Origin of the sequence: Streptosporangium lutulentum (assembly GCF_030811455.1) — a bacterium.
GTDB lineage: Bacteria > Actinomycetota > Actinomycetes > Streptosporangiales > Streptosporangiaceae > Streptosporangium > Streptosporangium lutulentum.
On sequence record NZ_JAUSQU010000001.1, the window covers coordinates 2041155 to 2059039 of the forward strand.

At 69.4% G+C, this 17885-nt stretch carries 13 protein-coding genes, 1 pseudogene and 1 riboswitch; of the genes and pseudogenes, 7 read left to right on the forward strand and 7 right to left on the reverse strand.

Features of this window, described 5'->3' with window-relative positions; genetic code table 11:
• The first annotated feature begins 20 nt into the window (after positions 1–20).
• From J2853_RS08585 to J2853_RS08600, 4 genes are all read left to right on the forward strand, one after another.
• Positions 21–1139: a Gfo/Idh/MocA family protein gene (locus J2853_RS08585; protein WP_307556441.1), complete on the forward strand. Its 1119-nt coding sequence runs from the start codon at positions 21–23 to the stop codon at positions 1137–1139.
• A 628-nt stretch (positions 1140–1767) separates the two neighbouring features.
• Positions 1768–3546, forward strand: coding sequence for a discoidin domain-containing protein (locus J2853_RS08590; RefSeq protein WP_307556442.1), 1779 nt, complete (start codon positions 1768–1770; stop codon positions 3544–3546).
• A gap of 199 nt (positions 3547–3745) precedes the next feature.
• On the forward strand, positions 3746–3985 hold the full coding sequence (locus tag J2853_RS08595) for a hypothetical protein (protein ID WP_307556443.1): 240 nt from the start codon (positions 3746–3748) through the stop codon (positions 3983–3985).
• 45 nt (positions 3986–4030) lie between these two features.
• Positions 4031–4993: an ATP-grasp domain-containing protein gene (locus J2853_RS08600; RefSeq protein WP_307556444.1), complete on the forward strand. Its 963-nt coding sequence runs from the start codon at positions 4031–4033 to the stop codon at positions 4991–4993.
• A gap of 100 nt (positions 4994–5093) precedes the next feature.
• Here J2853_RS08600 and J2853_RS08605 read toward each other — a convergent pair whose 3' ends face one another.
• On the reverse strand, positions 5094–5558 hold the full coding sequence (locus J2853_RS08605) for a helix-turn-helix domain-containing protein (RefSeq protein WP_307556445.1): 465 nt from the start codon (positions 5556–5558) through the stop codon (positions 5094–5096).
• Positions 5559–5645: 87 nt separating this feature from the next.
• Here J2853_RS08605 and J2853_RS47780 point away from each other — a divergent pair.
• Positions 5646–6752 (forward strand): annotated as a pseudogene (locus tag J2853_RS47780) (MFS transporter); the annotation flags it as partial.
• 120 nt (positions 6753–6872) lie between these two features.
• Here the strand turns inward: J2853_RS47780 and J2853_RS08615 are convergent.
• From J2853_RS08615 to J2853_RS08630, 4 genes are all read right to left on the reverse strand, one after another.
• Complete coding sequence (locus J2853_RS08615; protein ID WP_307556447.1) at positions 6873–7772, reverse strand: carbohydrate ABC transporter permease; 900 nt, start codon at positions 7770–7772, stop codon at positions 6873–6875.
• 1 nt (position 7773) lies between these two features.
• A complete protein-coding gene (locus J2853_RS08620; protein WP_307556448.1) occupies positions 7774–8847 on the reverse strand; it encodes a carbohydrate ABC transporter permease in 1074 nt (357 codons plus the stop codon).
• 66 nt (positions 8848–8913) lie between these two features.
• Positions 8914–10155 carry a sugar ABC transporter substrate-binding protein gene (locus tag J2853_RS08625; protein ID WP_307556449.1) on the reverse strand — a complete coding sequence of 414 codons (1242 nt, stop codon included), beginning with the start codon at positions 10153–10155 and terminating at the stop codon, positions 8914–8916.
• A 40-nt stretch (positions 10156–10195) separates the two neighbouring features.
• Entirely contained in the window at positions 10196–11233 is a 1038-nt protein-coding gene (locus J2853_RS08630) for a LacI family DNA-binding transcriptional regulator (protein WP_307556450.1), read from the reverse strand.
• A 152-nt stretch (positions 11234–11385) separates the two neighbouring features.
• On the opposite strand from J2853_RS08630, the gene J2853_RS08635 reads away from it, so the two are divergent.
• Entirely contained in the window at positions 11386–13509 is a 2124-nt protein-coding gene (locus J2853_RS08635; protein WP_307556451.1) for an amylo-alpha-1,6-glucosidase, read from the forward strand.
• A gap of 79 nt (positions 13510–13588) precedes the next feature.
• Positions 13589–13655: riboswitch (guanidine-III (ykkC-III) riboswitch) on the forward strand.
• A gap of 10 nt (positions 13656–13665) precedes the next feature.
• Positions 13666–14547, forward strand: a complete 882-nt coding sequence (locus tag J2853_RS08640; protein ID WP_307556452.1) for an MBL fold metallo-hydrolase — start codon at positions 13666–13668, stop codon at positions 14545–14547.
• Between the two features lie 109 nt (positions 14548–14656).
• On the opposite strand, the gene J2853_RS08645 is transcribed toward J2853_RS08640, so the two are convergent.
• Both J2853_RS08645 and J2853_RS08650 read right to left on the reverse strand, forming a co-directional pair.
• Entirely contained in the window at positions 14657–17020 is a 2364-nt protein-coding gene (locus J2853_RS08645) for a M14 family zinc carboxypeptidase (protein ID WP_307556453.1), read from the reverse strand.
• Positions 17021–17347: 327 nt separating this feature from the next.
• On the reverse strand, positions 17348–17779 hold the full coding sequence (locus tag J2853_RS08650; protein ID WP_307556454.1) for a VOC family protein: 432 nt from the start codon (positions 17777–17779) through the stop codon (positions 17348–17350).
• Positions 17780–17885: the final 106 nt, after the last annotated feature.

Consider the following 17885-nt stretch of genomic DNA (forward strand, 5'->3'; position numbering starts at 1 on the left):
TCATGAGGGGAGAGCGGATCATGACAGCGGATACGGTCCGGGTGGGGATCATCGGTGCCAACCCCGATCGGGGTTGGGCGGCACGTGCGCACATCCCGGCACTGCGAGCATTGCCGGACTTCGAGATCACCGCGGTCGGCACCAGCCGCGAGGCCAGTGCCCGGGAGGCGGCCCGCCGGTTCGGAGTCCTGCATGCCTTCACCGACCCGCGGAGGCTCGCCGCGCACCCGGAGGTGGACCTGGTCGTCATCACGGTCAAGGTGCCGTTTCATTTCGAGCTGATTCAGGCGGCCCTCGACGCGGGTAAGCATGTCTACTGCGAGTGGCCGCTGGCGCGTACGACCGAGGAGGCGGCGGTCCTGGCCGGGGCGGCCCGCGACGCGGGCGTGTACGCCACGATCGGCCTGCAGGCCCGCCATTCACCCGTGATCGGTTACGCACGCGAGCTGATCGCCGGCGGTTACGTCGGCCGGGTCACGGCGGCGACGATTTACGCCGCACGCGCCAAGGGTGCCGGCGGCCTGCTTCCCACCGGATTCGAGTACACCGTCGACCGGGCCAACGCCGCCGGGACGCTGGAGGTCGCGGGCGGGCACACGCTCGACGCGCTGGAACATCTCCTCGGCGGCATCACCGAGCTCTCGGCCGGCCTGTCGATCCGGCGCTCGCGGCAGACCGTTCCCGAGACCGGGGAGACCCTCGAGGTGACCAGTCCCGATCAGATCGTTCTCCACGCGACCCTGGCCGGTGGTGCCGTGGTCTCCGCGCACATCCACGACGCCAAGGCCACCGACGGCCGTACCCGGTTTGAGATCACCGGCACTGAGGGCGACCTGGCGATCGTCTCCGGAGCAGGCGGTCCGGGCGGCATCCAGATGAGCGAACTGCGCCTTCTGGGAGCCCAGGGCGTCGGTGGCTCGTGGCAGGAGCTGCCGGCCCCGGACCGGTACCGCTGGATTCCCGGGGCGGCCCACGGAATCGAGGTCTTCAACGTGGCGCAGACCTACGCGCGGATCGCCGATGACCTGCGTACCGGCGCCCGTACCACGCCGGATTTCGACGATGGACTGCGGCTGCACCGCCTGCTCGACACCGTACGGCTGTCCGCCGAGACCGGCACCCGACGATCCGTTCCATGAGCGGACGAACACGGCCTCTGGGTTCATGATGAACTCCGGGCGCAGGCGGCCGCTCAGCGCGGAGCCTCAGTGGTGCCGGCCTCCGGCCCGCTGGAGGTGGAGGCCGTGCGCGGCGGCGAGTAGAGGATCCGATCGTGCCGGTGTCCGCCGCCCCACCGTGCTTCGCGCAGGACGCCTTCGCGCTGGAACCCGGACTTCTCTGGCGCGCGCTGCTCGGCGTGATCCTGGATTATCTGTGAAGGTCTGGGCCCTCACAGAGAACGGATGGATCGAAACATCGGACCGTTCCACTCCGGCAGGCTTACCGGTCAAGACCTAGACGCCTTGCTCGTCGTGCTCTCTCGTTGGTCCGACCGATAACACTCGGAAAGTAGGTATTTTTTTGCGAAAAGAAGTAGAAACATTGCGGACATTCAGGCGTCATTCTATGGTGTGCACAACGCTGTCCTGCCGATTTTCGGCTGACGGCGGCGATCTTCCCGCCCCCCACCCTGCCGGATCGCGGTGACCGTAAGCCCCGACGACCGCGGTGATCCGGCCCTGCGTGACGAAGGGTCAGCCGATGAAGACATCCGATCAATCAGTCGGTCTTCTGCCATCCGCCAGACGCCGCAAACCCGTCATCCTCATGGTCCTCCTCCTCGTGCTGTGCTGGACGGGAGTGCAGGCGGCGCCGACGGCGCGCGGGGCGGCGGTTCCCGAGCTGTCCACCAACGTCCATCTGTTCTACTACCCCTGGTACGGCAATCCCCAGGTCGGCGGTGAATGGCGGCACTGGCAGCAGGGCGGTCGCACCCCGCCGAACGACATCGGCGCGGATCTGTATCCCAGCCTCGGCCCCTATGACTCCGGCGACCACGCGGGCGCCGTCACCAAGCACATGCAGTGGATCAAGCAGGCCGGAGTCGGCGTCCTGGTCTACAGCTGGTGGGGTCAGGGAAGCTACGAGGACAACCTGGCCGCGGGCGTGATGAACATCGCCGCGCAGCACGGCATCAAGGTGGCCTGGCACATCGAGCCGTACGGCGGACGCTCGGCGGCCTCGGTCGTCGACGACATCCGGTACATCAACAACCGTTACGGCGGCAGCCCGGCCTTCTACCGCGACGCCGAGCACGGCAACCGCGCGGCCTTCTACGTGTTCGAGAGCCTGAAGATCACCGACTGGGCCGCGCTCGACCAGGTGACCCAGAACAACATCGTGCTCGCCCAGACCACCGACACCTCGAAGATCGCCCACTTCTCCGGTCTGTACACCTACGACGGGATCGCCGGTGCCACCGCGCCCGGCTGGGCGAACGCGGGTGCCTACGCCAAGCAGAACGGCCTGATCTGGGCGCCCTCGGTCGCGCCCGGCTACATCGACGACCGCGCCGTCCCCGGCAACACCTCGCCGACGCTCGGCCGCGCGAACGGCGCCACCTACGACCTGGAGTGGGCCAACGCCCTCGACCCCGCCAAGGGCGGCCTGCCGTCGTGGGTCTCGATCACCTCGTTCAACGAGTGGCACGAGGGCAGCTCGATCGAGCCCGCCCACGCCAACCCGCCCGCCGGATTCGGATACCAGACGTTCGAAGGCGCGTACGGCAAGACCGGGGCCGCCGCGGAGACCGCCTACCTGGACCGGACGAAGTACTGGGCGACGGAGTTCGAGACCCGCAGGGGCACCGGGGGCCAGCAGGACACCCAGCCGCCGTCGGCGCCGGGTAACGCGCGCTCCACCGCGACCACCGAGACCAGCGTCGCGCTGGCCTGGAACGCCTCCACCGACAACGTCGGCGTGAGCGGCTACGACGTCTACCGCGAGGCGGGCGCCACCGGCGTCAAGGTGGGCAGCGCGTCCGGGACGTCGTTCACCGTCACGGGTCTCAGCCCGTCGACGTCCTACCGGTTCTACGTGGTGGCCAGGGACGCCGCGCAGAACACCTCGCCGCCCTCCGCCACGGTGACCGCGGTGACCAAGACCCCCACCGGGTGCTCGCCGGGAACCGGCGACCTGGCCCGAGGCAAGTCGATCACGGCCAGTGGCGCCACGCAGAACTACGTCCCGGCCAACGCCGTCGACGGGAACGCGTCGACCTACTGGGAGAGCGCCAACCACGCCTTCCCCCAGTCGATCACGGTCGACCTCTGCGCGCAGGCCGGGGTCAAGCGGGTGGTGCTGAAGCTGCCGCCGATCTCAAGCTGGAACACGCGCACCCAGACCCTGTCGGTGCTGGGCTCCGTCAACGGCATCGATTTCGGCACCCTGGTCGCGTCGAAGGGCTACGTCTTCGACCCGGGCACCGGCAACACCGTCACCATCGCCGTGCCGTCGACGACCCAGAGATACCTGCGGCTGAACATCACCGGTAACACCGGCTGGCCCGCCGGGCAGCTCTCCTCGTTCGAGGTCTACTCCTCCTAGTCCGATCCGGCCCGATGGTCCCCCAGGCCCGATCGGCCTGGGGTGAGGACACGCCGAAGGCGCGGCCGGCCGGCCGGCCGCGGCAACCGTCCGGGCCGGTAGGCAAAGCGCCGACGGGCTGTTTCTTTGGAGTCACGTCCAGCCGGCGCTATGGAAAATGACTTTGTGTGTCACTACAGTGACTCGATGTCATTACAAGTTGGTTGACCAACCGGAGGCCAAAGCCGTGGCAGACCCGACGCACTTCATCGTGGATCTTCCTGACAGTTTGGCGGGTGGCGCCCGCCAGGCGGGAGGATTCGGCATGACGCCGAAGCTTGATGACGGCCCGACCACGTATATGACCGGTGAGGAAGGTGGGGAGTACACCACCTACATGACCGGAGAAGAAGGCGGAGACTACACCACGTACGCGATCGGAGAGGAAGGCGGCTGGTAGGGCGAGGGCGGAGACGGTGACGACGAAGAACAGGCGCTTCGAGGCATGACGCGCTGGGGGATCATCGGCCCGCCGGGCGACGAGCAGGTGGCCAGGGTGGCGAGTTGCCTGCGAGAGCGCCGGGCGGAGCCGGTCATCCTCGATCTTTCGAGGTTTCCGGCCGAGACGACGTTCTCGCTGTTGGACGGCCTGCCCATGGCTCCGGGGCTCGGATCCGGCCCGGAAGGGCCCTGGTACGTCCGCTCGTTGCCGTTGCCTCTGCCCTTCCTTCCCCGTCACGGAGTGGAGGGCACCGCGACGGCGGAGGAGCGGGAGAGCGGGTGGCGTTCGGCCTACGCGAACGGCCGCGAGCTCCGCTCGTTCGTGTTCAGCTTCGTCTCGGCCCTCGAACGCGCCGGTGCGCTCCTCGTCAACCCTCCGTCGACGTTCGGACAGCACTTCCTGAAACTCGACCAACTCCAGCGACTGCGGGACGCCGCCGTTCCGGTTCCGCGGACGCTCGCCACCAACGATCCCGTGGCCGTCGCCGACTTCGCCCGGAGCATCGGCGGGCCGATCGTCTACAAACCCGTCGCGGGAGGAGCCCTGTGCCGCCGCGTGACGGAGGGTGACCTGCTTCCGGAGCGGCTCGGCCTGCTCGCCGGCGCCCCCGTGCTGTTCCAGGAGGAGGTTTCCGGGCGCAACCTGCGGGTGTACGTCGTCGCGGGCAAGGTGGTCGCCTCGTACGAGATCGTCTCCGACGAGCTCGACTACCGGGGCGCGGAGACCGCGGTGTTTCCGGCCCCGCCCAGTGAGGAGGAGCGAGACGCGTGCCTCCGGGCGACCGAGGCGTGCGAGATGGTGTTCACCGGCATCGACATCCGCCGCCGGGACGACGGCACCTTCGCGCTGCTGGAGTGCAACCCCTCACCCATGTTCGCCGCCGTCGAACGAAGAACGGGGGAGTCGGGCGTCACCCGGGCCCTGGCGGAGCTCCTGCTGGGATCGGCGCCTCGCCCGCCCGGATGAGCGGTGCCCGGGCTTCCGGCGCACCGTTCTTACCGGTAGAGGGGGAATGCGCCGGTAAGAACGGTCGAAGACCACATTCTGGACCCGGCACCTTTGAGGCTCACGTCATCGGAGAGGGTTCGGTGGGGTGGGCGATGATGAGGATCATGGTGTCGAGGAGACGCTGCCAGTCGCGTTCGGACAGGTCGTCGCGTCCCAGGCCGCGGGCGACGGCGGCCAGTGCGTCGATTAGACGGCTCCGGACATGATGCGGCTCCTCCCCGAGTGACGTGGCCAGCCTGCCGGCCTCCCGGCGGAAATAGCGGGTCCGGGTGAAGCCGAGGAGCGCGGGTGGTGGAGGCGGTTCCCCGGAACCGCTGTCGGGGTCGGCGAGGGTGACGGTCAGGCGGGTGCCGAGCGCTTCGGCGAGCCGGTCGAGGGCGGAGACGGTGGGGTTGCCCCGGCCGTTCTCCAGATTGGCCACGTACGGCACCGACAGTGCGGCCTCGGCGGCGACGGAGGCGACGGTCCGGCCGAGCGCGGCACGGCGGGAGCGCAGGCGCTGGCCCAGTTCGGCGTGATCCATGATCCTATCTTGACAGAATAGTTTGATCCTGTTTCTCTCTTCACAGGATAGTCCTGAAGGGGGGAAGCTGTGCTGCGGGCCTTACGAGTGCGGGACTTTCGACTGCTCTGGGTAGCGCGGGCGGCTGCCGTCTTCAGTGCCAACCTTCTGGTGGTCGCGGTCCCCGCCCATGTTTACGCGGTGACCGGATCGATATTCGCGACCGGGCTCACCCTGGCCGCCGAGTATCTTCCGGTTCTGCTGCTGGGGCCGTTCGCCGGGGTGCTGGCCGATCGTTGGGATCGCCGGCGCCTGATGTTTCTCACCGGCGTCGCTCACGTGGCGGTCATCTCCCTGTTGTTCCTCACCCGCACCCCCGACACGGTCTGGATCGTCTATCTGGCGGTGTTCGGCGAGGGCATCGTGGGGGTGCTATTCCGTCCGGCGGCCCAAGCGTACACACCTGCCGTCGTGGGCACAGGCCCCTTGCTGACCAGTGCTAACGCCCTGAACTCCTTCACCTCCGGTGTCATCGGGCTGGGCGCGGCCCCGCTCGGTGGCCTGCTGTTCGCTGTCTTCGGCATCGACGCGGCCATCACCGTCGCCCTCGTCGGCTACCTGATATCCGCCGTGGCGATCGGGTTCACCCGGCCACATCCTCATCGCCGGGAGCTCTCCCAGCGCGTGCTCGCCGAGTTGAGGGACGGGCTGCGCCACGTCGGGCGGGCCGCCGCCACCCGGGCCCTGCTGGTCGCCAACGGCGTCTACCTTCTGGCGAACGCGGCGCTCACGGCACTGCTGGTGCCGTTCGGGGTCTCCTCCCTCGGGGGCAGCACGCAGGTCGGCTGGCTGCTGTCGGCGCTGAGCGCCGGTTTCCTGATCGGCGCCCCGATCAGCGGAAGGATCGTCGAGCGCCTGCCCGTCCGGACGACGGTCGCCGCCGGCCAGATTCTCGTCGCCGGCGCGTTCTTTCTGATGTTCAACGCCCGGTCCTTGCCCGTGGCGCTGCTCGCGGCGGTCCTCCTCGGGATTCCCGCGGTCACGGTGATCGTCGCCCTGCAGACCTGGCTGCAGCGGTCCACCCCGGTGGCGCTCCTTGGCCGTGTCGGCGCGGTGTTCATCACCGCCGAGGCCGCCGCGTCGACGGTCGGCGCGTTGGCCGGCCCCGCCCTGAGCGCGTTCAGCCTGCCCATCGCCCTCAACGTGGCCTGCGCGGTCGCGGCGGTAGCCGCCGTCCTCACTTTCTGCCTGGTTCCGGGCCCCCTGGCCGAAGGCGCCGATCACCTGCCGGTCGGGGTGCCGCCGCAACTCACCGGGGGTGCCTCAACAGGCGGCTCAGCCCTTCTCGGCGCCTTCGTTGGCGCCGCGGACGAAGTAGCGCTGGAAGATCACGAAGATGATCGCGACCGGAATCGTGGCGAGTACCGCGGCGCCCAGTTTGAGTGGATACCGGGTGCCCTCGCCGAGAGATCCGGAGACCAGGTCGGCGAGCCCGCGCGGCAGGGTGAACAGGTCGGGGCTCTGCACCGCCACCAGGGTGTGCGGAAACTCGTTCCACGTGCCCTGGAAGGAGATGATGGTCAGCGTGATCAGAGCCGGGCGCGCCATGGGCAGCACGACCGACCAGAAGGTGCGGAACACCCCGGCGCCGTCGATGCGCGCGGCCTCCTCCACGCTGACCGGGATGGACTCGAAGAACTGCTTCATGATGAAGACACCCGCCGCGTCCACGAGCACCGGCAGGATCAGCGCGGTGTAGCTGTCGTACAGCCCGAGTTGGTTGAGCACGAGGAACTTCGGGATGAACAAAACCACGCCCGGTACGGCCATCACCGCGATGACGGCCGAGAACAGCGCCCGCCGCCCGCGGAAGCGGAGCCGGGCGAGCGCGTAGCCGGCCATCGAGTCCAGAAAGATCCGGCCGGCGGTGACGACGAGCGTCACCACCAGCGAGTTGCCGAGCCAGAGCGGCATGCCGGTGCCGAGGAACACCCGCTCGTAGCCGGCGAGCGTGATCGGGTCGGGCAGCGGCGAGAGCGGGTTGGCCGTCGCGTCGGGCTCGGTCTTGAAGGAGTTCGCGATCTGGATGACGAACGGGTACAGGAAGACCAGCGCGAAGAACACCAGGACGGCGTAGCCGCCGAAGGTGGAGGCCAGTGACCTCGCACCCGGCCCCGGGCTCCGCGGCCGGGCGGTGGCCGCAGGGGCCGCGTTCGGATTTGTGACCCTGGTCATGTCACGTTCTCCCCGTTCGCGCCGGGCGGCGCTCGCGCATCACCCGGCGCTGGGCCAGCGTCAGGATCACGATGATCAGGAAGAGCACGAACGAGATCGCCGTGCCGGTGCCGTACTCGAAGTCGCGGAAGGCGGTCTGGTAGGACAGGTAGGCCGGGGTCAGCGTGGTCTTCGCCGGATTGCCCTGGCTCATCACGTACACCTGGTCGAAGACCTGCCAGGTGGCGATCAGGCCGAGCGTCAGCACCAGGAAGAGCGCCGGCTTGAGCACCGGCAGGGTCACGTGCCGCAGGCGCTGCCACCAGCCGGCCCCGTCGATCATGCTCGCCTCCTCCAGCGCCACCGGGATGTCCTGGAGCGCGGCGAGGAACATCAGCATGAACGTGCCGGAAGTGGTCCATATGACCAGCATGATGATCGTGGTCATCGCCACGCTGGGACCGGACAGCCACTCCCACCACGACAGCCCGAGCCACCCACCGCCGGTCAGCGCGACGGGTGGCGCCTCCGGATCGACCAGGCCGGCGCGGCCGAGCAGCAGGTGCAGCACGCCTCGGGGGTCGGCGAACCACTGCGGGCCGTCGACGCCGAACAGCTGGAGCAGCCGGGTGGCCGCGCCGGAGGTGGAGAAGATGAACAGGAAGACCACGCTCATCGCCACCGAGCTGGTGACCGAGGGGAAGAAGAACGCGGTGCGGAAGAACGTCCTGCCCCGGAGCAGCCTGTTGTTGACGATCAGGGCGAGGCCGAGCGCCAGTACGGTCTGCGCCGGCACGACGATCACCACGTAGTAGAAGTTGTTGCGGATGCTGGTCATGAAGTCCTGGCGGGCCAGGCTGTCCTCGGTGAACAGCCGGGTGTAGTTGCCGAGCCCGACGTAGGGCACCCCGGCGCGGAACGGGCTGCCCTGGCCGTTCCAGTCGGTGAGGCTCACCCAGAGCGCCATCAGGATCGGCAGCAGCAGGAACAGGCCGAGAATCGTCACGACCGGCGCCACGAAGAGCCAGCCCGCGACGCTCTCCCCGGTGGCGGCGGTGAACCGGCGGCGAGACGCCCGCATCGTCGTGTCGGCCACGTCGACGTCCTTCCGCTTGGAACGATCCCGGCCCGTGGGAGCCGGGTGCCGTCCTTTCTGCCGGGGTCAGTCGCCGAGGGCGGCCCGGGTGTTCTTCTGCAGGCGCTTCAGGATCGTCTGGGGCGCCGTCGAGGCGAGCTGTTGGAGGCCGGTGTCGAAGTCGGCCAGCACACTCTCCATCTTCGGGGCCTTGACCGGGCCCCGGGCGTATTGGGCGCCGTTCAGGAACGGGGTGTCTTGCGGGAACTCCCTGGTGAAGGCGTCTCTGGCCGACTGCCGGGAGGGCATGGTGCCGAATGCCCGGGCGAAGGCCAGCTGCTGGTTCGCCGTGGTCATCGCCTCGACGAAGCCGATCGCCGCCTTCTTGTACCTGCTCTTGGCGGCGATGCCCCAGCAGTTGGTGAAGGCGAGGGTGCCCCTGCCTCCGGGGCCGGCGGGCAGCTCGTGCACCGAATACCTGACGCCGGGGTAGTCGGCCTTCAGCGCGCCCCTGATCCAGTTGCCCTCGACGGTCATCGCGGCCTTGCCCCTGCCGAACGCCTCGCCGCCCCATCCGGCGTCGAGACTTTGCGGGTACCGGGCGAGTCCGGCCTTGAGCAGCCCTTGGACGTAGCTCAGAGCCTCAAGGTTCTCCGGGCTGTCGGCGACGGCTCGCCTGCCGTCCGGGCTGACGATCCAGCCGCCGGCCTGCACCATGAAGGCGCCGATCCGGTCACGGGTGTCCCCGACCACCAGCGGGACGATCCCCTTCGCCTTGATCCTCTCGCTCACCGAGGTGAGTTGCTCCCACGTGGCGGGCACGTCGGCGCCGGACAGCCCGGCCCTCTTCCACAGGTCCTCGTTGACGGCCAGCGCCAGGGTGGAGAAGTCCTTCGGCGCGCAGTAGAACACGCCGTCGTAGGTGAAGGCGCTCCGCAGGCTCCCGTAGAAGTCCGCCGGGTCGGAGATCCTGTCCCCGTACGGTTCCAGCGCGCCGACGCTCGCGTAGTCGGCGAAGCGGGAGGCGTCGACGTAGAACACGTCGGGAGGGTTGTCGCCGGCGAAGGACTGGCCGAGCTGCTGGGCGATCTCCTGCGCGGGCGTGACCGTCGCGGTGTTGCCCGAGGACCTGGCCCAGGCGTCCGCGGCCCGCCGTACCGCGGTGGTCTCGGTGTCGCCGGAGGAGCCGATGAGAATTCGCAGCGCGGCGGGCCCGCTGCTCTGCCGGGTCGGCCGCCCGTCGTCGAAGCCGCCACAGGCCGCCGAGGAGAGAAACGCGCCGCAGACGGTCAGGCCGACAGCGGCGTCGCGGAGCTTGCCGCGTCTCATCGGAACTCCCCTCCGGTAGGTGGTGTACGGCTGCCGCAGGTCACGCCGACTGGCGCCTGACCAGTGAGGGCTGGAGAAGCACCCGCGTGGTGGCGGACCCGTCCTCGCCGGCGCTCGCCTCGTCGCCGTCGAGGATGCGCGCGAGCAGCGCGACGCAGCAGGCCGCGGCCTCGGACAGCGGCTGGCTGACGCTGGTGAGCCCCGTCGCCCTGGCCACGGACGTGTCGTCGAAGCCGATCACCGCGATCGGCGTGCCGCCTCCGCCGTCCGCGCGCCATCCGCCGCCGCGGGAGAGGGCCGCGTGCGAAGCGCCCAGCGCGAGCGAGTCGCTCGCGCATAGCAGCGCGGTCGCCGGGCGGTCGGCGTCGAGCAGGTCACCTGCCGCCTTCTCGCCGGTGGCCACGCCGTCGTCCGTCGTGCGGTCCAGGCCGGCCGGATCCACTCCCGCCGCGGCGAGCGTCCGCGCCCAGCCGGCCCGGCGGTCGTCTCCGACGCCGGAGCCGGTCGGCCAGCCGATGAAGCCGATGCGCCGATGGCCCGTGTCGAGGAGATGACGGGTGGCCGCGGCGGTGCCCGCGGCGCCGTCCACGTCGACCCACGGGTGGCTCGGCCCCTCCGGCATGCTCCAGGGGCGTCCGAAGGTGACGAACGGCAACCGCCGTTCGGCCAGCCACGCGGTGCGCACGTCGCCGTGGTGGGTGCCGGTGAGCACGAAGGCGTCCGGTTCGTACGCCGCGAGCAGGTCGTCGACGGCGGCGATCTCGGACTGGTCGTCGTGGGCGGTGTAGAGCAGCACGCGGTAGCCGAACCCGGCGGCCGACTCGGTGAGTCCGTGCAGGAACCGGTCGTGGATCGTGCCGTTGATGCCGTCCTCGGCCGGTTCGATGCGCGTGGCGATCAGCCGGGACCTTCCGGTGCGCATCTGCCGGGCGGCCTGGCTGGCGCGGTAGCCGAGTGCCTCGATCGACTCCAGCACCCGGCGCCGGGTGCCCTCGCGGACCAGCTCCGGCGCGTTGATCACGTTCGACACCGTCTGGCGGGACACCTTGGCGTGCCGCGCGACATCGGTGATCGTCACCTTCTGAGCCATCCTCGCCTTTCTGAAATTTGAACGTTCAAAGCCAGATGAGGCATAATTGGATCGTTCAAGTAAAAGAAGCGTTCTGCAATGTGCACCTCCGGCGCTCCTCTGTCAAGACTGCGTCGGCCCCCTTACCCCTGGGAGCCATCGTGCTCGTCGAAACCCTTCCCGAGCCGGGAGGCGCGGCTGCCACCGGGATGACCGCTCCCGAAACGGCATACCGCCCGCAGCCGCTGCTGCATGACCTCGTCAGCACCGTTCTGGCCCCGACGACCGCGTTGGGCGACGCCGACGGGCAGATCCGCCCCGCCGGGGTCCAGGGTCTCTTCCACGCCGACTCAAGAGCATTATCGCAGGTCAAGCTGGAAGTGGACGGACGCGAGCCCGAGGCCGTCGGCTACGCCCCCGACGGACCCGGCGGTGCCCGATTCGTCTCGCTGCCGCGGTGGCTGGGCGACCGCCGCGCCGACCCCACGGTGCGGATCAACCGGACCCGTCGGGTCACCCCCGGCGCCCTGAGCGAGCACGTCGAGATCGTCTCCACCGCCTCGGTGGCCGTGACCGCCGCCGTCACCCTGAAACTGAGCTGCGACTTCGCCCCCATCGAGGTGGTGAAGTCCGGTGGCGACACCGTCCCCGCCCCCGCCGTGATCAGCGGGCCCGGCGAGCTGTCCTGGCGGTCGGGCCGCATCGGGGTCACCGTGACCGGTGAGGACGCGAAGGCCGAACCGGGGGAGACGGCGTGGTTGCGATGGGAGGTCACGCTGCCCCCGGGCGGGCGAACCGTGCTGCGCTGGAATGCCGTGATCGACGACCCCGAAGCCGTCGTGGTCGCACCCGCCCGCGCCGTCGAGTGGAGCCGTCCCCAGGTCGTCGCCGATCACCGTCTGACGCGGTTGCTGGAACAGTCGCTCGACGACCTGCGGTCTCTGCGGCTCGCCGAGGCGAGCGCCCCCGGCGACACCTTCCTCGGCGCGGGCGTGCCCTGGTTCCTGACCCTCTTCGGGCGCGACAGCATCTGGGCCGCCCGCATGCTCCTCCCCCTCGGCACCGAACTGGCCGCGGGCACCCTGCGGGTTCTCGCGCGCCGCCAGGGAACCCGGGTCGACCCCGACTCGGGCGAGGCGCCCGGCAAGATCATGCACGAGCTGCGGCGGCACGAGTTCGCCCTGCCCGGCAACGACCTGCGCCTGCCGGCCGCCTACTACGGCACCATCGACGCCACCCCCCTGTGGATCAGCCTGCTCCACGACGCGTGGCGCTGGGGCCTGCCCGAGCACCAGGTGGCGGCGCTGATGCCGTATCTGGAGGCCGCCCTGGGCTGGCTCGGCGAGCACACGGACGCGGGCGGCGGCGGATTCGTCAAGTATCTCGGCACCCGCGCCCACGGACTGGCCAACCAGGGGTGGAAGGACTCGGGAGACGCCGTGCGGTTCCGCGACGGGCACCAGGCCGAGCCTCCCATCGCCCTGGTCGAGGTGCAGGGCTACGCCTACCAGGCGGCCCGGCACGGGGCGGCGCTGCTGGAGGCGTTCGGGCGCCCCGGCGCGGCGCGCTGGCGCGACCGCGCGGACACCCTGGCCGAGCGGTTCCGCGCCCGCTTCTGGGTGGACGGCCCGCACGGGAGGTTCCCGGCGCTCGCCCTCGACGGGAACGGTCGCCCCGTGGACGCCCTGACCAGCAACATCGGCCACCTGCTGGGCACCGGCCTGCTCTCGGACGAGGAGTCGGCCGCGGTCGCCGAGCTGCTGGTCTCGCCCGAGATGGCCGACGGCTTCGGGCTTCGTACGATGTCGTCGCGGGAGGGCGGGTTCAACCCGATGTCCTACCACTGCGGCTCCATCTGGGCGCACGACACGGCGATCGTGATCGCGGGCCTGGCGCGCGCCGGGTTCGGCGCCCAGGCGGGAACCCTCGCCGAGGGGCTGCTCGCGGCGGGGGAGACGTTCGACTACCGGTTGCCGGAACTGTTCGCCGGCGACGCCCGGGGGTCGGTCGGCCGGCCCATGCCGTACCCGGCCGCCTGCCGTCCGCAGGCGTGGTCCGCCGCCGCCGCGATCACGATCATGCACGCCGCCGTGGGTCTCTACCCCGACGTGCCCGCCGGTCGCGTGCTGCTGCGGCCTCTCGCCGGAGCGCCGCTCGGCGAGGTGTCCGTGCGGGGACTGCGGGTGGCGGCGAAAGAGGTGGACGTCGCGGTCGACCGGGACGGCGCGGTCAGCGTGAGCGGCCTCCCCGCCGGGATCTGCACCGAGCTCGTGGGAAACGGCTGATCTCCCGCGGACGCCACGTGGCGGTCGTGAGCCCCTGATCCGTCGGAGCCGGTCGATTCCTCCTGATGGTATTTTGCGCTCGAAGGCTCACCCGTGCCTTTCCGGACGAGACGTGCGCCGTACCCGGCCTGCCAGGACGACGCACCAGGAGGCCTCATGGATTCGAGCGCATCGTTGACCGGCTTCACCTCCGAGGGTCCCCGGCCCCGCGCGCTGGACGTCAGGTGGATCCACGGCTCGGAGTCGGCGAAGCACAACACCGACCCCGACATCCAGGTGCACGCCTACGACTCCCGCACATTCATCCTGCGGCAGAACATGGCGGTCAACTACGAGGCGCCGTTCATGTTCCTGCTGTTCGGCGACGCCCGGGCCGTACTCATCGACACCGGTGCCACCGAGTCCGCCGAGTTCTTCCCCCTGCGCCGGGTCGTCGACGAACTGGTCGAGCGCCGGCTCGGCGACCATCCCCGGGACGGCTACGAACTGCTCGTCCTCCACACGCATCCCCACGGCGACCACGTCGCGGGCGACGGTCAGTTCGCCGGCCGCCCCGGCACCGTCGTCGTGGACGCGAAGCTGGAGAGCGCCTGGGCGTATTTCGGGTTCGGCGACGATCCCGGCCGGGTGGCCCGGGTCGACCTCGGCGGCCGGGTGCTGGAGTGCTTCGCCGGCCCCGGGCACCATGAGGCGGCCGTCACGTTCTACGACCCCCACACCGGATTCCTGCTCACCGGGGACACGGTCTATCCGGGCCGGCTGTACGTCCAGGACTGGGCCGCCTTCGGCCGCACCGTCGATCGCCTGATCGAGTTCGCCGGTACCCGGCCGGTCACCCACGTCCTCGGCTGCCATATCGAGATGACCGGCCGGCCGGGGGAGGACTACCCCGTCTTCACCACCTACCAGCCCGACGAGCCGCCTCTGCAGATGACGGTGGGCCAGTTGCTGGACGTTCGCAAGGCGATCGACGAGGTCGGAGACCGGCCCGGCCGGCACGTCTTCCCCGACTTCGTCATCTGCCGCAGGGACGGGTAAGCGGAACGCGCGCAGGATCATCCGGGTCAAAACCCGAAAAAGGGCGATGAGAAGACGCGGCGGCCGCCGGTCCGAAGACCGGCGGCCGCCTGTTCGTTCTCAGTGCGAACTACCGCACCTTGCGAACCTCGACCTTTTCCTGCTTGTAGTTGTTGCTGTTGCCGTTCGGCTTGTAGTTGTTCTCCACGTTGCTGGCGATGTCGATCGAGAACCAGCGAACCTGGGTGCTCTTGTTGACCGTGAGCTGCTGCGATCCCTCACGCATCCCCGAGGAGACGAGCTTGGGGGAGCTCAGCGTCGGCCGGCTGCCGTCCAGCGTGTAGTAGATGTTCGCCGGCTCGTTGACCGAGAAGGTGAACGTGGCCGAGGTGTCGGTCCGGCCGGTCACCTCCAGCTTCGACTTGGGAGCCTTGTCGTCGGCGGAGAAGGCCAGGGCGGTCTCGAGGATGCCGATCTGGCCGGAGGCGAACTCCATCGCCTCCTCGTGACCCTCGGCGAAGTCCGGCTGGAAGCCGACGGCCTGGAACTGCTTGGTCTCCGGGTTGTAGAGGTCGGCGCCGACCTCGAAGTCCCAGCCCATGATGCCGCGGTTGAACCAGTGCTCGTCGGCGCTGTTACCGGCCGCCGAGTACAGAACGTCCGGGACCGGACCGGTGCGCCCGGGCCAGATCGCCGTACCGCGGTAGGACTGCACCGCGGAGAGGATGTGGCTGGAGGCGTCCCAGAAGAAGTTCTCCGTGCCGTAGTCGACCCGCGGCAGCAGCTCGCGCCCGGCGGCCTTGTAGGCACCCGGAGGCCACATGAAGTAGCCGCCGTAGGAGTGCGTGTTCATCGCGAACTTGATGTTCGGGTACTTCTCGGTGAGCCAGACCTCGTTCTTCGCCTCCGGCTCGGACAGCTCGGCCGGGCCGGCGAACGTGCCGCTGGTGCAGCTCGTCGTCGAGGCGCCGTCGTATCCGTCGAAGGCGGAGCCGACGGTGAAGTTGCGGTTCAGGTCCACGCCCCAGGAGTTACGCGATCCCGGGTCCCCGGAGGTGGCGGGGCAGTGGTTGGTCATGTTCTTGCGCTGCATGTTGTAGTCGTAGAAGCTGTAGTGCCCGCCGTCGGGGTTGACCACCGGCATGATGAAGATGTCGAGGTTGTCGACCAGCTTCCGGGTCTGCGCGTCGCGAGAGTAGTTGCGCAGAAGCCGCTCGGCGGTCTCCGTGCAGACCAGCGGGGTGACCCACTCGCGGGCGTGCTCCTGGCAGTAGAGGTACACACCGACCTTGGAGCCGTCGCGCTTCTTGCCGATGCGCAGCACCTTCTGCTGGAACGGCGCGCGCGAGACGGTCGCCGGTGCCTTCAGGTTGTCGCTCAGCTTCGTCGCCGTCGCCGCGGCGACCACGCCCCCACCCGCGTTGCCGCGGTAGGTGGAGGCGGTCAGCAGCGCCGACGCCGCGGCGTCCGCGCCGAGCGCGTCCACCACCTGACGGGAGGTGCTGCTGATCGCGGCGGACTCGTTCGTGGCCAGGCTGACCACGACGTCCTTGCCGGTGACCTTCACGGAGAGCGGGCTGGAGGCGACGTCCGGCTTCACCAGCGCCACGCTGAGGTCGTTGCCGCCTTCGGAGCCGTACGCCTTGGAGGTCACGTAGAACGTGCTCGCCGCGGCGGTGCCGAACTGCGCCTGAGCCGCCCGGCGGTAGCCGTTCGTCTTGTTGGGCAGGTCGACGATCTCCGAGATCTGCGGGAACTGCCTGGCGAGGGAGGTGATCCGGCCGGTGAGCTCGGTCGGGTCCATATAGTGGTCGACGAAGTCCGAGACGTAGTGCTTGTTCGGAGCCTTGCGCTTGTCACCCAGCCACTTGGTGACCGGAACCGTGATCGAGGTGCCGTGGTTGCTCGTGATCGTGACCGTGGTGGGGGTCCCGGCAACCGTCACCGGAGAGTTGAACCGGTGGTACATGTACTGGCCCGCGTCGGTGAACCGCGACATCGTCGCGGTGCCACCGGAGTCCGGGGCGGTCTTGCGGCCGCTGTCCCAGGTGGCGGTGAGCACGGTCTCCGCGTCGGTCGCGCTCGACTTGACCTCCACCGACAGGAAGCGCTGGTTGTCGGTGCTGTCGAACCACTCGGCGCGCAGCGGGGTCAGCTTGTCGGCCTCGCCCGCCACCGCGGCGGCCAGCGACTGAGCCGCCTGCCGCTCGGCCTTGTTCTCGGCGAGATCGGTCTGGTCGGAGATGGCGCCGCGCACGTCGAATCCCAGGTCACGCAGATCCTGCGCCTCCTGGGGGCTGAGTACGGCGTGCACCTCGATTCCGTCGGCGACGTCCTTCTTGTACTCCGCCAGGTCGATACCCATGGAGTTGAGAACGTCCAGGCGGGCCTGGTCGGGAACGACGATGCGCAGCAGGGCGACACCGTTCTGAGTCGTGCTGGACTGCCGGTCGGGTGCGACCTCGCTGGACGAGGGCGCCGGGTCGGCGAGCACGGGGAGCGTGTTGAACGTGAGGACAATGGGTAGGACGAGTGCGGCCGCGACACGGCCGGCTCTCCTGCCACTGTGAGAACTCCTCAAAAGATTCCTCCAGTTGGCGTGCTTGGCCGGAGCGGGGGCATTCCGGCAGGAAACACGCAGACGGTGCAGTCTTGATCAGGAAGTGAATATTCGTCAAGACCTAAACCGGTGTATGTATACAACCGAATCCAATGATCACTCTTGGTGAATGGATCGCTTCGTTTCGCGGCACGGAACCGCGGGCTTCGCCCGTGAGGCTCCGGACTTTTCCTTCCGGGCAGCGTGTCGCGCTGCCCGTTCTCACTCGGGGCGGCGGCTTCCATCCGGTGTCGCGGGAGCGATGAGCTCGACCTCGAATCCGTCGACGTCCTCCAGGTAGGCGGCGTAGTGGTGCTCGCCGCCGGCGTGGGGGTGACGCTCGGGAAACAGCAGGGTCCAGCCGTGCCGCGGCGCGTGCTCGGCCAGGGTGTCGACCATGTCCCGGCTCTCGACATGGAAGGCGAGGTGGTTCAGCCCGGGACGGCGCCGCTCGTGTTCGCCGGCGCTGAGGTCGGGCGACTGCTCGAAGACCAGATAGGTGGAGCCGAGCCGCCAGCTACGCCCGTCGCTCCAGTTCTGGAAGAGGACATAGCCCAGCTCGCCCAGCAGCCATCCCCAACTGGCGATGGCTCGCGGAAGGTCGGGCACCCAGAGCTCGACATGATGCAGCGTTCCCGTGGTCGCCTCGCTCATGCCGCGCTTCCTTTCCGAGTGCCCTGCCGGGGTGTCGCGTTCGGACCGGTTTCGTCCACTCGGAACCCGCGGCCGGCGCCGAGCGCGCATCGGACATCACCGGGCT